We start from the raw sequence: 14638 nt of genomic DNA on the forward strand, positions 1-14638 counted from the left end.
TTGGCAACGTACCAGCCGGCTTCCTCCGTCCATAAGGAAACGCATTTGACCACCATCCAAATCATCAGCGCCATCGTCTTCGGCCTTGCGCTCATCCACACCTTTGCCGCCAAGTCGTTTGAAACCTTGTCGCGGCGCCATCCCCGCCATGCGGGCTTGCTGCACTTGCTGGGCGAAGTCGAAGTCGTGTTCGGCTTCTGGGCCTTCATCCTGATCCTCATCATGGCCTTTGTCTCGGGCAGCGATGCGGCCATCGAGTATGCCGAGTCGCGCCATTACACGGAGCCCCTGTTCGTCTTTGTCGTCATGGTCGTGGCCGCCTCGCGCCCCGTGCTCGACGCCGTGCAGCGCCTGTTGAAAAGCGTGGCGCGCGTGATGCCGCTGCGCACGGAACTGGCCCTCGTCTGGCTGGGCCTGGCGCTCGTGCCACTGACGGGCTCCCTGATTACGGAACCGGCCGCCATGACTCTGGCCGCGCTGATGCTGGCGCCGCAAATCTTCCGCCCGGGCATCCCTGAATGGCTGAAATATGGCGCGTTGGGCGTGCTCTTCGTCAACGTTTCCATCGGCGGCACCCTGACTTCGTACGCGGCGCCGCCCGTGCTGATGGTGGCTACCACGTGGAACTGGGATAGCGCCTACATGGCCAGCCACTTCGGCTGGAAGGCCGCCATCGCCGTGCTGATCAACGCCACGGGCGTGAGCATATTGCTGCGCAAATACCTGCACAGCAATACTTCCGACATCAAGCCGAAGGCCGGCGAAGTGGAAGCGCCCAAAGTGCCGCTGGCCGTCAGTCTCGTGCACATGATCGTGCTGGCCGGCGTGGTGACCCTGGCGCACCATCCCGTGCTGTTCATCGGCCTGTTCCTGTTCTTCCTCGGCTTCGTGCAGGCGTACGAGCGCTACCAAAGCCCGCTGATCCTCAAGGAAGGCTTGCTGGTCGGCTTCTTCCTCGGCGGCCTGGTGGTACTGGGCGGCATGCAGCAATGGTGGCTGCAACCCATCGTCTCGAGCCTGAAGCCGCTGGCCCTGTTCTTCGGCGCCCTGGGCTTGACGGCCATTACCGACAATGCGGCCCTCACTTACCTCGGTTCGCTGATCGTCGGCATGACGGATGAAGCGAAATACATGCTGATGGCCGGCGCCGTGGCCGGTGGCGGCCTGACCGTCATCGCCAATGCGCCGAACCCGGCCGGCGTGGCCCTGCTGCGCCGCGGCTTCAAGGATGAATCGATCGGCGCCGTCGGCCTTCTGGCCGGCGCCCTGCTGCCGACGGCCGTGGCGGCCTTGGCCTTCCTCGCTTTGTAACGCTACTCACGGGGCGGCTGCCGGCCGCCCCCTGCTTCCTCAATTTCCTCCTCAGTTACCCTCATACACGAGGAAATGCAGCCGGTCATAGAACAGGCTGTAGGCATAGTCGAACGTGCCCACGCTGCGAAAACCCTTGTGCAGATACACTTGCAGCGCTTCGCTCTTTTCCCACACCGTCAGGGTGATGCGCGCGCAGCCCTTGCGGCCGGCCAGGTCGCGGATTTCATGGAACATCTGCCTGAATAAACCCTGGCCCCGGTATTTCTCGTCGATGGCCAGGCTGCTGACGAAACAGTCGTCGGCACGCGCATGCGCGAGCACGAATTCATCATAGGCATCGTCGAGCGCCTTCATGTCGTCGCGGTAATAGGAGACGGCGCCGCAGGCCTGGAACTCGTCCATCGTCGCGGCCGTGAAAAAGCCGATGAAACGCTCGTCCTCGTCATGCAGGCCGTGGATGTACGCCAGATACGGGTCGATGTTTTGCCGCCGCTGCAATTCGACGAATTGCAGATTCAATTTATTACCGAACGAGCAGTATTCGAGGTAGCTGGTGGCAAACAGCAGCTTTGCCATGCGGTTCTTCGTCTCGTCATCCAGCAGTTCGCCCCGCACCAGCGTGAGCGGCGCATGCGACAGCAGGTCCGCCTGCGCCTCGTCACCTGGCGGGGCGGCATCGCTGACGGCCGGCATGCGGCTGCCGTGGCGGCCGACGGTCGGGCGCCAGAACGCACCGGCGGCAATATGCTGCGAACGGTGGGCCAGCAGGTAGCGGCAAAAGACGGTATTCACGCGGTCGAGCTGCGGGTCGTCCGACAGCACCGAGTAATAGTGAAAATGGTCGATGTCGGCCCGCAGCTGGGCCGCATAGGCCATACGCGGCACTTCCTCGATATCGAACACGTCGACGATGTCGGGCAGGATCAAAGGATCGTCAAGCTGCCAGCCGATCTCGTCGAGCCGCGCCACGCAACGCGCATACGCGCGCCGTTCCTCGTCGCTCAAGGGAATGTGCATGTCGGTAATGATATCGTCCAGCAGGCGCATGCCGCGGATGCCGCCCACCACCGCTTCCCGCGCGCCGTCATACAGCACGCAATAGCGCTGGTAGAACTCGGCATGGCTGAGCACGGTCACGCCCAGGTTTTTCTTCCATTCCGCATAGAACTGGCCAAACAGCCGCGCCTCGAATTGCGGGCAGGAACGGGGAACTTGCGCGTCGATGCCCGCATAGGCAAGGTTCACATTGCGCTGGATCACGCGCAGTGCGGCATCGTTCTTCTTGGCGATCAGCATGCCCGTTTCATCGAGAAACAGATTCATCCAGCTGACATGCCGGCGCTCTTCGCCGTCACCATCCTTGCGCTGGAAATAATCGGGCACTTCCGGCTTCATCAGGAAAATCGTCGCCGGATTATGCGGGATCGTATCGACATCCATATACATGCCGCCGTATTCGCACATGATGAGGATGCGGAAATAATCGGACAAGGTGGCGAAGTAGCGCTGCGTATGCAGGGTGTCGAGGGTGTCGAAGCGGGCCGGCGCGAAATCGAGCGCCAGCGCGCGCAGCGAGTTGATGTGCAGGGTCGTGCCGCCGATGGCGTAGCGGCCTATCGTGTAGCGCCCGGCGCCGCCCGTGGGGCTGAAGCGCTCGTCATTGCGCAGCTGCTGCGCATCCCATACCCACAGGATGGAGACGTATGGCGCGCCGCCGTTGCGCCGCACTTCTTCCAGCGCCGCGCCCCACTGCCCGATCGCGTCAAACGCGATGGCCGGTAGCGGTCCGCCCATCCAGATGCGGTGCAGGTAGCGCTCGTCGTCGCCGAGCGCGCGCGTGGGGATGCAGCTGAGCGAGGAGCAGCTTGCCGCGTTGAAATGATTGAAGTTCAGGGCTACGAAGCTGCGCAGGGCGTCGATGCCCGTTTGGTGTTCCACGGCCAGTTGCTCCAGGTCGCTGCCGGCCGGCCGGACATCGGCCAGGGTGATGTAATCGAGTTTCAGCCGGTTGATGCGGAACTCGTATTCGAGGTTGAAAATCTTTGCTTGATCGTGTTTCGAGGCCAGGTCATCTATTTTCATGGGCGCACCATTTTCCGCAGGAGAGTGTCAATAAACGTCGCAGGAGGTAAAACAAGGTCGAGAACAGGCGCATCGTTGCGCCATCAGTGCCGGGCCAGCCGCACCCCGCTTTCCCGGCGCCCCGCCATGCCCCGCGTAAACAGCAGCAGGCAGGCCGTGATGGCCACGATGACGGGAATATTGAGCAGCGCATACGTTTCCAGCGCATAGCCGAAACGCTGGCACAGCACGTTGTACAACTGCAGCCAGGCGGACAGATAAATGCAGTACAGCAAGCTCATGGCGGCCGTCGTCAAGGTCATCGCCTCCTTGCTGGCCGTGATCGCGCTGCGGATCAGCGCGCCGTTGAACAGGCCGAAACCGATGGAATAGACAAACATGCAGGCGGCAAACACGTCGACGTGATCGCGGCCCGCGCCGGCGCCCAGCATGCCGGCGGCCGCGATCAGCCCGCCCATGCGCAGCAGGGAGACGAGGGGGAAATCCTGGCGCAGGCGCTGGATGGCGATGCTGCTGAGGACAAAGCCCGACAAGATCACGCATTGCAGGGCGATATACGTGGCGTAGGACGCGCCCATTTCCTGCAGCACGAAGATGGGCGAAAAGCCGATCCAGGCCGTCAGCGGCACGGTGGCCAGCCCGGCCGTGAACATGCCGAACATGAAGCGGCCGTTGCTGAAAATGGCGGCATAGCTGCGCATGATGGCGGCCAGGTCCGGGCGCGTGACCTTGGGCGCCGTGCGCGGCATGGTCTTGCACAGGCCCAGCAAGGACAGCAGCGCCAGCAGCGCCGAGAGGAAAAAGACGTAGCGCCAGTCCAGCCGGCTGATGATGGCGCTGCCGAGGATGGGGCCGGCCAGGGGCGCGAGGATGGTGGTGCTCGACAGAATGCTGCTCAGCTTGACGGCCGCCATGTCGTCGAACAGTTCATGGATCATGGCATAGCCGATGAAGATGAAGCAGCAGCCCATGCCCTGGATGAAACGCACGGCAAGAAATTGCTCGATCGAGGCGGTCAATGGCACGGCCAAGGTGGCCAGCAGGAACAAGGTATTGCCGGTCAACACCAGCTTGCGCTTGCCGATGGTGTCGGCCAGGGGCCCGAGGAAAATCTGCAGCGAGCTGCCGCCCAGCAAATACAGGCTCAGGGACAGGGGGACGAACTTTTTTTCCGCATGGAACTCCTCGACGATGCCCAGCATCGCCGGCATGATCATGTCGTTCGACAGATAGATGTTGAGCTCAAAGACAAGGAAAAACGCAAAAAACCACAGCAACTGCTTCGACTTGATGGACATGGCGCGTTCCGTAACGTGGGTGGCTGCCGTCAGTGCGTATCAGCCGTCGGGGCATGGGACGGCGGACACGGTTTCACACTGAAAACGTGTACCAATTGTATACCAGTTAGCATTTTTAGCGCCTGTTTTTGTGATTTTTAAATACCGCAGCAATACCACTCAAATGAAATCCATGGTATTGCGGGATGGGAAATCTGCGCTGAAAAGGGCGCGGCCAGCGTGCCGGCGCGCTGGCCGCGGCTCTGCGTGGAAAGGGAGAACGATGCGTACCAGTGCCAGCGCACCGTTGCGGCGCGCGGCACGCCCGCTTATCGGCGGCGGTGGCTGGCGAAGAAATCGAGCAGCATCTTGCTGGCGTCGGGCTTGGCCTTGTCGTTGAACGGCAGGCTGGCGTCGCCGCCGCTCCATGCATGCTCGAGGTGCTCGACCTGTGCCACGCGCAGCAGCACATCCTTGCCCACCTGATAATCGTGCAGCGCATACGCATGGGCCGGATTGCGCCCGCCCGCCGCGCCGCCAGGCAGGCGCTGCGCCGTCACCACGGTATCGAACGGCAAGCGGTTGACGCGCACGCTCTGGCGCACCAGCTGCATCTGGTTAATGGGCCGCACCACCTTGTCGGCCAGCCCTTGCAGCAGGATGGTGGGCAGGCGGGGAAACGCGGGCTGGCGCGCCAGTACTTCATCGATGGCCGCGTCGGCGCGGGCGGCAGCGCCATGCTGCATCACGCCCAGCGCCCCGATGAGATTATGCCCGGCGCCAAAGACGGGCCCGGAATGCAGGCCCAGCGCCGCGAACAGATGGGGATGATTCAGGGCCACGATATGCGCCATGCCGGCGCCGGCGGAAATGCCGCAGATATAGATGCGCGCGCGGTCGATCGCATAGCGGGCCGCCACCTGCTCGATGGCGCCGACGATCAGGCGCACGTCGCCGCCGCCCTCCTGCGTCAGCTTGTCATACCATTTCCAGCAGCGGCGCGCATGCGAGCGCAGCGATTGCTGCGGATACAGCACGGCGTAGCCCTTGCGCTCGGCCAGGCGATTCATGCGCGTGCCTTCGGCAAACTGCGTGGCGCTCTGTTCGCAGCCATGCAGCATCACCAGCAGCGGCCGGCCCCGGCTGCGCATGGCGACACTCGGCGCCTTCTCGGGCAAATACAGGAAATACGGCAGGCGCCGGCCCGGCAACTGGCCCAGTTCCGGCAGCGGCGCATAATGGGCGGCCAGCCACTTGCCCGGCGGGGGCGCCGTTCGCTTGCGCACGCGCGGTGGCGACAGGGGCGTGGCAAAGGGCGCCAGCGAGGGTACGGCGTCGCTGGCGGGCCTGGCGCGCGGTTTGGCGATTGTTTTGGCCTTGGTCTTGACCACGGGCTTGCTGCGGGGTTTGGCCTTGGGCTTGGCTGTCACGGGGCCGAACAGCACCTTGGCCAGCTTCGTCGCCGTGCGCTGCTGCGCCTTACCGGCGCGCAATAACCCGCGCAGCCATTTGGTGGCGGGCTTTACCATGGCACGCGGCGTGCGTGTCGTTGTGGAGCGTACCGCAAGTTCATCCCACTGCATCGTTGCGTCATCAGCATGTGCGGCCTCCTCCTTGGAACGCATAGAGTACCGCAATTGGCTGACAGCACCGTACGTTTGCACACCGATAAAAGTGCCGCTGGCACCATTGAGGCAGATCAAACGCCACATAGTGCGTATGCTTAATCTGGATGTTCGATCAGCACTTCATAGGAGAAATACCATGAGCTATCTGGACCGCGACATCCTGGGCATGTACCGTAACCACGACGGCCCGGGGCCGGCCCTGATGGGGGCCGATACCCTGATCGGGGACGATGTCTACAATCACGAAGACGAGGAGCTGGGCGACATCAAGGAAATCATGCTCGACATGCGCACGGGCCAGATCGCCTACGCCGTGCTGTCCTTCGGCGGCGTCCTGGGCATGGGCGACAAGCTGTTTGCCGTGCCCTGGGAACGCCTGACCCTGGACACCGTCAACAAGCGCTTCCTGCTGAACGTCGACAAAGACTTGCTGAAAAACGCTCCCGGCTTCGACAAGAACAACTGGCCCGACATGGGCAGCGAAGCCTGGAACCAGCAGATGGAAGCGTTCTATGGCAGCAGCACGCGCTACGGCAGCGGCGCCATGGCAGGCAGCCATATGCCATCCGGCAGCGACCTGCGCAGCGGCGCCAGCCTGCAATCGGGCAGCGAAGGCAGCCTGACCGGCAGCTCCATGAGCGGCAGCCGCGCCGGCACGGGCAGCGGCCAAGGCGACCTGGGCGACCTGGGCTCGCGCTCAGCGCTCAGCGATGATGATGATCTCAACAAGCGCACTTGAGTCGGGTAGGTCGGGTAGGATGGATTAGCTGAGCATGTTGCTGCCCATCGTTAGCGTCAAGGCGCCTCTAGAAACCGTAGCGAGCAAGTTCAATATCGCGTTGAGTAGCGCAACCGTACTCTGTACGGGGGCGCCGAGCCGGTGAGCAACGCCGACGCGATAGTGAGCTGCGCAGTAGGTTTATAGAGGCGCCATCACCGCTGCATCGACTCCCATACCTTCTGCAGGCGTTTGGCAGAAACCGGCATCGGCGTCCGTAATTCCTGCGCAAACAGCGACACGCGCAGCTCTTCCAGCATCCAGCGGAAGTCGACCAGTTTCGGGTCCGTATTCTTGCCCGCCTGGCGGTCCTTGGCCTGGCGCAGATACGGCGCAGCGGCCGATTGCCATTCGGCCATGAGCTTGGTGTCGCGCGCGGGGTCGGCGCGCAGTTTTTCCAGGCGTACGTTGATCGCCTTCAGATAGCGGGGGAAATGCGCGAGCTGCGTGTACTCGTTTTCCGTCAGGAAGCGTTTATGCACGAGGCCTTGCAGCTGCGACTGGATATCGGTGGCGGCCGCTGCAGGAATATTCTGCAGGCGCTTGGGCAAGCCGTGGAATTCCGTCAGCACTTGCGACAGCAAACGGGCGATTTCATTGACCAGCAAGACCAGGCGCGACTTGCCCTCCGCCTGGCGCTTGGCGAAGGAAGCGGCGTCCAGCGGCAGCGGCTCTTGCAAGCAGGCGATGTCGAGCGCCTTGTTGATGATTTGCTCGCGCAGCTCTTCCTGCGAACCGAGGGCCATGAATTGCATGCCCATCTGCTGCAAACCGGGGATGCTTTTCTCGACGTACTTGATCTGCTCTTTCATTTGCAGCGCGAACAGGCGGCGCAAACCGATCTTGTGCGTGCGGGCGGCCACGGTCGGGTCGTCAAATACTTCCAGGTCGCAATGCGTGCCCTTGTCGACCAGGGCGGGGAAGCCGATCAGGGTCAGCTTGCCCTGCACGATTTCGAGCAACTCCGGCAATTCGCCGAAGGTCCAGCCCGTCAAGCCCATGTGCTGCGAAACGGTGGCATTGCCGGACGCTGGCGCGGTAGCAGCGGCTGCGCCCTTGGCTGGCACACCGCCTTTGCCTGCCGCCGCATTGGCGGCGACACCCTGCGCCTGCGCCTGCAGACGCGACGCCACTTGCGCGCCCGCCACCTTGGCACCGGGCGTGCCCGTGCCGGAAACGCCCGACACTTCAGCCAGTTTCTGGAAACTCTGGCGTGCCTGGCCGCCGAATTCCGCTTGCAAGGTGGCCAGGTTGCGGCCCATGTCCAGCTGGCGGCCATGCTCGTCGATCACCTTGAAATTCATGAAGTGATGGGCAGGCAGGGTTTCCGGCTTGAAGTCCGTCGTCAGAACATTAATGGTGATCTGCGTGCGGATGTCGAGAATAATGGCATCGATCAGGTCGCCACGGCCGAACACGCCCGCCTCATGCACGCGCTCGCAGAATTTCGCCGCGTAATCGGGCAGCGGCACGCAGTGGCGGCGCAGCTTTTGCGGCAGGGATTTGAGCAGCAGATGCACCTTTTCCTTCAGCATGCCCGGCACCAGCCATTCGCAGCGCTCGCGCGGCAACTGGTTCAAGGCATACAGCGGCACGCTCAAGGTCACGCCATCGCGCACGCTGCCCGGCTCGAAGTGGTATGTCAGGCCCATTTCCAGGCCCGTCACGGACATGGTTTTCGGAAACAGGTCCGTCGTCACGCCGGCCGCCTCGTGACGCATCAGCTCTTCGCGATTCAAATACAGCAGCTTCGGATTGTCGCGCGTGGCTTCCTTGTGCCACTTCTCGAAACCGGCGCCATTGCACACGTCCGCCGGCAGCAGCTTGTCGTAGAAGGCGGCGATCAGTTCATCGTCGACCAGCACGTCCAGGCGGCGCGACTTGTGCTCGAGGTTTTCGATGTCCTTGATCAGCTTGTGGTTGTGCGCAAAGAACGGCGCGCGTGTATCGAAGTCGCCGCCGACCAGGGCGTCGCGGATGAAGATTTCGCGCGCTTCCGGCAAATTGAAATTGCCGTAATTGATGCGGCGCTGGCTGTACACGACCAGGCCGTACAGGGTCGCGCGTTCCGACGCCGTCACTTGCGCCGAGCGTTTTTCCCAGCGCGGCTCGCCCCACGATTTCTTCAGCAGATGTTCGCCGACTTTTTCCAGCCACTCGGGCTGGATCTGCGCCACGCAGCGCGCGTACAGGCGCGTCGTGTCGACCAGCTCGGCCGCCATGATCCACTTGCCCGGCTTTTTCAGCAGCGAGGAACCGGGCCAGATATGGAACTTGATGCCGCGCGCGCCCAGATATCCGGCGCCCGGCTCGTCCTCGCCCTTGAAGCCGATATTGCCCAGCAAACCGGTCAGCAAGGCCATGTGCAGATTGTCGTAGGTGGCCGGCGCTTCGTTCAATCGCCAGCCCTGCTCCTTGACGATGGTCAGCAGTTGCGAATGCACATCGCGCCATTCGCGCAAGCGCATCTGTGACAGGAAATTCGTGCGGCAATTGTCTTGCAGCTGGCGGTTGGTTTTCTTGTGCTCGATGGCCGATTCGAACCAGCGCCAGATTTTCAGGTAGCTCAAGAATTCCGACTTTTCATCGGCGAATTTCTTGTGCGCCTCGTCGGCCGCCTGCTGGTGTTCCATCGGGCGGTCGCGCGGGTCTTGCACGGACAGGGCCGAAGCAACGATCAGCACTTCCGTCAGGCACGCGTTATCGAGCGCCGCCAAAATCATGCGGCCCACGCGCGGATCGAGCGGCAGCTTGGCCAGCTTGTTACCCAGCGGCGTGAGTTTATTCACCTCATCGACGGCGCCCAGTTCCTGCAGCAGCTGGTAACCGTCGGCGATCGCGCGCGCCAGCGGCGGCTCGATGAAGGGGAAGGTTTCCACATCCGTCAGGTGCAAGGACTTCATGCGCAGGATGACGGCCGCCAGCGAGGAGCGCAGGATTTCCGGCTCCGTGAATTTCGGGCGCAGCAGATAATCCTGCTCTTCGTACAGGCGAATGCAGACGCCGTCGGCAACGCGGCCGCAACGTCCGGCGCGCTGGTTGGCGGCCGACTGGGCGATAGGCTCGACCTGCAATTGTTCGACTTTATTGCGGTAGCTGTAGCGTTTCACGCGCGCCAGGCCCGCGTCGACCACGTAGCGGATGCCGGGCACGGTCAGCGAGGTTTCCGCCACGTTGGTGGCCAGCACGATGCGGCGCGCATTGCTGGTTTTAAACACGCGCTCCTGCTCCTCGGCCGACAGGCGGGCGAACAGGGGCAAAATCTCCACGTGCGGCGGATGGTGCTTGCGCAGCGCTTCGGCGCAGTCGCGGATTTCGCGCTCGCCCGGCAAGAACACCAGCACGTCGCCCGAGCCGATGCGGCACAGCTCTTCCACGCCATCGACGACGGCATCCATCAGGTCGCGCTTTTCACGCGCAGCAGCCGTGCGCTGGCCCGGCTTGTCGGGATTGGCGGCGCCGGGCATGGCGACCTGCTCGCGCTCCACGGGACGGTAGCGCACTTCCACCTGGTACAAGCGGCCCGACACTTCGATCACGGGCGCCGGCTTTTCCGGCGTGCCGAAATGCCGCGCAAAGCGTTCCGCATCGATGGTGGCCGACGTGATGATGATTTTCAGATCGGGCCGGCGCGGCAGCAGCTGCTTCAGGTAACCAAGCAGGAAATCGATGTTCAGGCTGCGTTCGTGCGCTTCATCGATGATGATGGTGTCGTAGTTTTTCAACAACGGGTCGGTCTGCGTCTCGGCCAGCAAGATACCGTCCGTCATCAGCTTGACGGACGCGCCCTTCGTCAAGGTGTCGGCAAAGCGCACCTTGAAACCGACAGTTTCGCCCAGCGGCGTGCCCAGTTCCTGGGCGATGCGCTTGGCCGTCGACGAAGCAGCGATACGGCGCGGCTGCGTGTGGCCGATCAAGCCTTTTTGGCCACGCCCCAGCTCCAGGCAAATCTTCGGCAACTGGGTCGTCTTGCCGGACCCCGTCTCGCCCGAGACGATGATCACCTGGTTGTCCATCAAGGCCTTGGCGATTTCTTCGCGCCGGCCCGAGACGGGCAAGTCTTCCGGATACGTAATGGGAGGCAGCGGATTGCGGAGCGCCTTTTCCGCCTCGCGCGCGGCGCGGGCTGCGTCACGACTTTCGCGGCTTTCCTGCCCCTCGCGCGGCGGACGCGCGGCCTGAGGCTTGCCCTCTCCCGACCGCTGCTGCTGTTGCTGTTTCTGTTGTTCCGCGCGCGGCGGCTGCTGCCTTTGCTGGCTCACGGGCGGGCGCTGGCGGCCCTGCGCAGGCGCGGCAACATCCCCGCTGGCGGGCACATTTTCAACGTTGGAAGGAGGGGAAGACTTATTGCTGGCTGAAGACATTGTTTTTTACAGGTATTTTAAGCGCGCACATCGCGCAGCGAATTATAATGCGCTTAATGGAAAACCCTACCCAATTCGTCCAATGGCTGCGCTCCGTCGCGCCCTACATCCACGCCTTTCGCGGCAAGACCTTCGTGGTCGCCTTCCCCGGTGAACTCGTCAGCGCCGGGGCGCTGCAGGTGCTGGCCCATGATTTGTCCCTGCTGCATGCGCTGGACATCAATGTCACCGTCGTCTACGGCTCGCGGCCGCAGGTGGCGGAACAGCTGGCCTTGCGTAACGTCGAAGGCCGCTTCCACAATGGCGTGCGCATCACGGACATCGCCGCGCTGGAATGCGCGAAGGAAGCCGCCGGCGAGCTGCGCCTCGATATCGAGGCCGCGTTCAGCCAGGGCTTGCCGAACACGCCCATGTCGCATGCGGCCATCCGTATCATTTCAGGCAACTTCATCACGGCACGCCCGCTGGGCGTGATCGATGGCGTGGACCTGGAACTGACGGGCATCACGCGCAAGGTCGACGCGGAAACCATCCATTCCATCCTCGGTTCGGACGGCCTGGTGCTGCTCTCGCCGCTGGGCTTCTCGCCCACCGGTGAAGCGTTCAACCTCACCATGGAAGACGTGGCTTGCAGCGCCGCCATCGCCCTGCACGCGGATAAACTCATTTTCATTACCGAAACGCCAATGATGGAAGATGCGACGGGCGTGGAAATCCGCGAACTGTCGTCGCACCAGGCCGAAGCCGTGCTGATGGCAGGCTTCCTGCCCGACGCCACGGCGTTTTACCTGAAACATTGCGTCAAGGCCTGCCACAACGGCGTCGAGCGCTCGCACATCGTGCCGTTCTCGATGGACGGTTCGGCCCTGCTGGAATTGTTTACCCACGATGGCGTGGGCACCATGATCAGCCATGAAAACCTGGAAAGCCTGCGCCAGGCCACCATCGAAGACGTGGGCGGCATCATCAAACTGATCGAACCGCTGGAAGCGGACGGCACCTTGGTGAAGCGGGGCCGCGAGCTGATCGAGCGCGAAATCGATTATTTCTCCGTCATCGAGCATGATGGCGTGATCTTCGGCTGCGCCGCCCTGTACCCGTTCCCCGCACAAAAAATGGCGGAAATGGCATGCTTGACGGTCAACCCGGAAGTGCAAGCCCAGGGCGACGGCGAACGCATCCTGAAACACATGGAAAACCGCGCGCGCGCCGCCGGCCTGAACAAACTGTTCGTACTGACCACGCGCACCTCGCACTGGTTCAAGAAGCGCGGCTTCGTGCCGGCTACCGTCGACGACTTGCCGAAGGATCGCCAGCATATGTATAACTGGCAGCGCAAGTCGCAGGTGCTGATCAAGACCCTGTAACCGGCATCACTGGAAACGCAAAAAGCCTGGCATTGCCAGGCTTTTTGCGTTGCAAACAACAGCAAACCACGGCAGCTGCCGGCTTACCTGACCCAGCCCGCCTGGAACAGCAAACGCGTGCGCGACGCCGACTCGCTGGTCGGCACGCCGCCCACCGTGCGGTGCACCAGTTGCAGGTTCAGCAGCCAGCCGCCAGCCATGGCGCTCAGGCCCACGCCGATATCGCCCAGCTTGCGCGACGCGGCGACGCCGGCCGGCGCGGCGACGGACTTGGCCCAGCCATAGTCGGTGAACACGCTGCCGCTCAGCTGTGCCGCGCCGCCGGTCACCAGCGGCCGGGCCAGTTCGGCACGCAGCAGCGCCGCATGGTCGCCGCTGAGTTCGCCGATCGGATACGCGGCCACGCCGCCGTCGCCGGAAACGCTCATGCGCTCGACGCCATCGAGGCTTTTATTGTTCAGCGACGCCTGCGCCTTGGCGCTGGTGGTCAGCAGGAATTGCGATGGCAGCACGCTGATGCGCGACGCCGCCAGATTCAGCTTGGCATAGCCACCCTGCGTATCGGCGCCGGCCGCATCCAGCGCTTCGGCGGCCGCTTCCTTGAAATGCAAACGGCCTACCGTCAGGCTGGCGCTGCTCTGGGTCAAGCCATCGAAGCCCAGGAAGGCGTGCGTGCGCCGGTCCGCAATGTTGGCGCTGAGGCTGCTCAACTGCTTGCCCACCGAGGTGTTGGTGGCGCCGATTTCGTCCTTCAAGTCCTTGTAGGCCACGCCCAGGCTCGCTTCCACCGTATGGTCGCGCGTACGCTTGAGCGGTTTGCTGAGGATCAAGTCCACGCCATTCGAAGTGCCCGACGCGTCAAGCGCGGCATACACATCGCTGAGCTCGTAAGTGGTGCGGCTGAGCGCGCCTTCGAGACGGGTACCATCCGTACCCAGCAACGTCGAATACGCCAAGCGGCCATTCAGCAAGCCGCTGTGGCGGGTGACCATGCCGCTGGCCGACAGGCGGTCGCCACGGCCGCTGGGCGAATTCCAGTCGGCATTGAAGCGCAGCCGCTGCTTGCCCGTGTACGTAGAACCATAGTTATCCAGCAACACATAGCCGCCCCATGCGGGCGTGGCTTCCGTGCGGATAGCGAAATCCGAAGTGCCGACCTGTTCGCCAGGCATCACGTCGGCCTGCACCACCTTGACGCCGGGCGTGTCATTGATGATCAACATCGCCCGTTCCAGGGTATCGAGGGACACGATGTCGCGCCGCTTGGCTTCATCGAGCAAACCTTGCACGACACTATCTTGCACGCGCGAAGTATTGCTGAGGATAAATTTGCCATATTGGCCTTCCACTACGCGAATGACCAGCTTGCCATCGGTCAGCTCCTGCGCCGGAATATAGGCGCGTGCCACAAAGTAGCCGCTGGCACGGTAATGGCGCGTGATGCGGGTGGCCAGCTCTTCAAGCTGGGCCAGGGTCAGCGTCTGGCCCTGTGCCGGCGGCAGCAGCGCCAGCAGGGTGGCGCTGTCGATGACACGGTTGCCCTCCAGCACAAACTGCGTCACCTTGACCTTGCCGGCGGCATCACCGGACAAGGCTTGCAGCGGTGGCGCGGCCGGCACGCCACCCAGCGCTGGCAAGGATGGCGGCGGCGTCACCGGCGGTGTCACCGGCTGGCTCTGGCGCACGACGTCGCCGATGGTGGGTACTTGTTGCGCCTGCGCCGTGGCGGTGGCGCCCAGGGCCAGGCCCAGCGCCAGCGACATGGCCGTGCGTTGGCATGCGGCCTTGCGGGCGGCGGAGACGGTGGCGTTACAGATAAGCATGCTCA

The 14638-nt window shown here is 63.1% G+C and carries 8 protein-coding genes; 3 read left to right on the plus strand and 5 right to left on the minus strand.

Translation table 11 applies throughout. The features are described 5' to 3' along the window. Nucleotides 1-45 precede the first annotated feature (45 nt). Nucleotides 46-1311, plus strand: coding sequence for a putative Na+/H+ antiporter (locus tag MRBLMS1_RS07555; protein ID WP_485878662.1), 1266 nt, complete (start codon nt 46-48; stop codon nt 1309-1311). 51 nt (nt 1312-1362) lie between these two features. Here the strand turns inward: MRBLMS1_RS07555 and MRBLMS1_RS07560 are convergent, their stop codons facing one another. The 3 genes from MRBLMS1_RS07560 to MRBLMS1_RS07570 form a co-directional block, all read right to left on the minus strand. Beyond that, nucleotides 1363-3396, minus strand: a complete 2034-nt coding sequence (locus MRBLMS1_RS07560; RefSeq protein ID WP_485878664.1) for a GNAT family N-acetyltransferase — start codon at nt 3394-3396, stop codon at nt 1363-1365. An 83-nt stretch (nt 3397-3479) separates the two neighbouring features. Further along, entirely contained in the window at nt 3480-4694 is a 1215-nt protein-coding gene (locus MRBLMS1_RS07565; protein WP_485878666.1) for an MFS transporter, read from the minus strand. Nucleotides 4695-5002: 308 nt separating this feature from the next. Next, a complete protein-coding gene (locus MRBLMS1_RS07570) occupies nt 5003-6202 on the minus strand; it encodes an extracellular catalytic domain type 1 short-chain-length polyhydroxyalkanoate depolymerase (RefSeq protein ID WP_485878668.1) in 1200 nt (399 codons plus the stop codon). Between the two features lie 235 nt (nt 6203-6437). Here MRBLMS1_RS07570 and MRBLMS1_RS07575 point away from each other — a divergent pair, with 235 nt between their 5' ends. After that, nucleotides 6438-7040: a PRC-barrel domain-containing protein gene (locus tag MRBLMS1_RS07575; protein ID WP_485878670.1), complete on the plus strand. Its 603-nt coding sequence runs from the start codon at nt 6438-6440 to the stop codon at nt 7038-7040. 194 nt (nt 7041-7234) lie between these two features. Here the strand turns inward: MRBLMS1_RS07575 and hrpA are convergent, their stop codons facing one another. After that, on the minus strand, nt 7235-11443 hold the full coding sequence (hrpA, locus tag MRBLMS1_RS07580; protein ID WP_485878672.1) for an ATP-dependent RNA helicase HrpA: 4209 nt from the start codon (nt 11441-11443) through the stop codon (nt 7235-7237). 56 nt (nt 11444-11499) lie between these two features. On the opposite strand from hrpA, the gene argA reads away from it, so the two are divergent. Beyond that, on the plus strand, nt 11500-12810 hold the full coding sequence (argA, locus tag MRBLMS1_RS07585) for an amino-acid N-acetyltransferase (protein ID WP_046685875.1): 1311 nt from the start codon (nt 11500-11502) through the stop codon (nt 12808-12810). An 83-nt stretch (nt 12811-12893) separates the two neighbouring features. On the opposite strand, the gene MRBLMS1_RS07590 is transcribed toward argA, so the two are convergent. After that, on the minus strand, nt 12894-14633 hold the full coding sequence (locus tag MRBLMS1_RS07590; RefSeq protein ID WP_485878674.1) for a ShlB/FhaC/HecB family hemolysin secretion/activation protein: 1740 nt from the start codon (nt 14631-14633) through the stop codon (nt 12894-12896). Between the last annotated feature and the right edge of the window lie 5 nt (nt 14634-14638).

This window comes from Massilia sp. LMS1-1-1.1 (assembly GCF_040815535.1).
GTDB lineage: Bacteria > Pseudomonadota > Gammaproteobacteria > Burkholderiales > Burkholderiaceae_D > Janthinobacterium > Janthinobacterium aestuarii.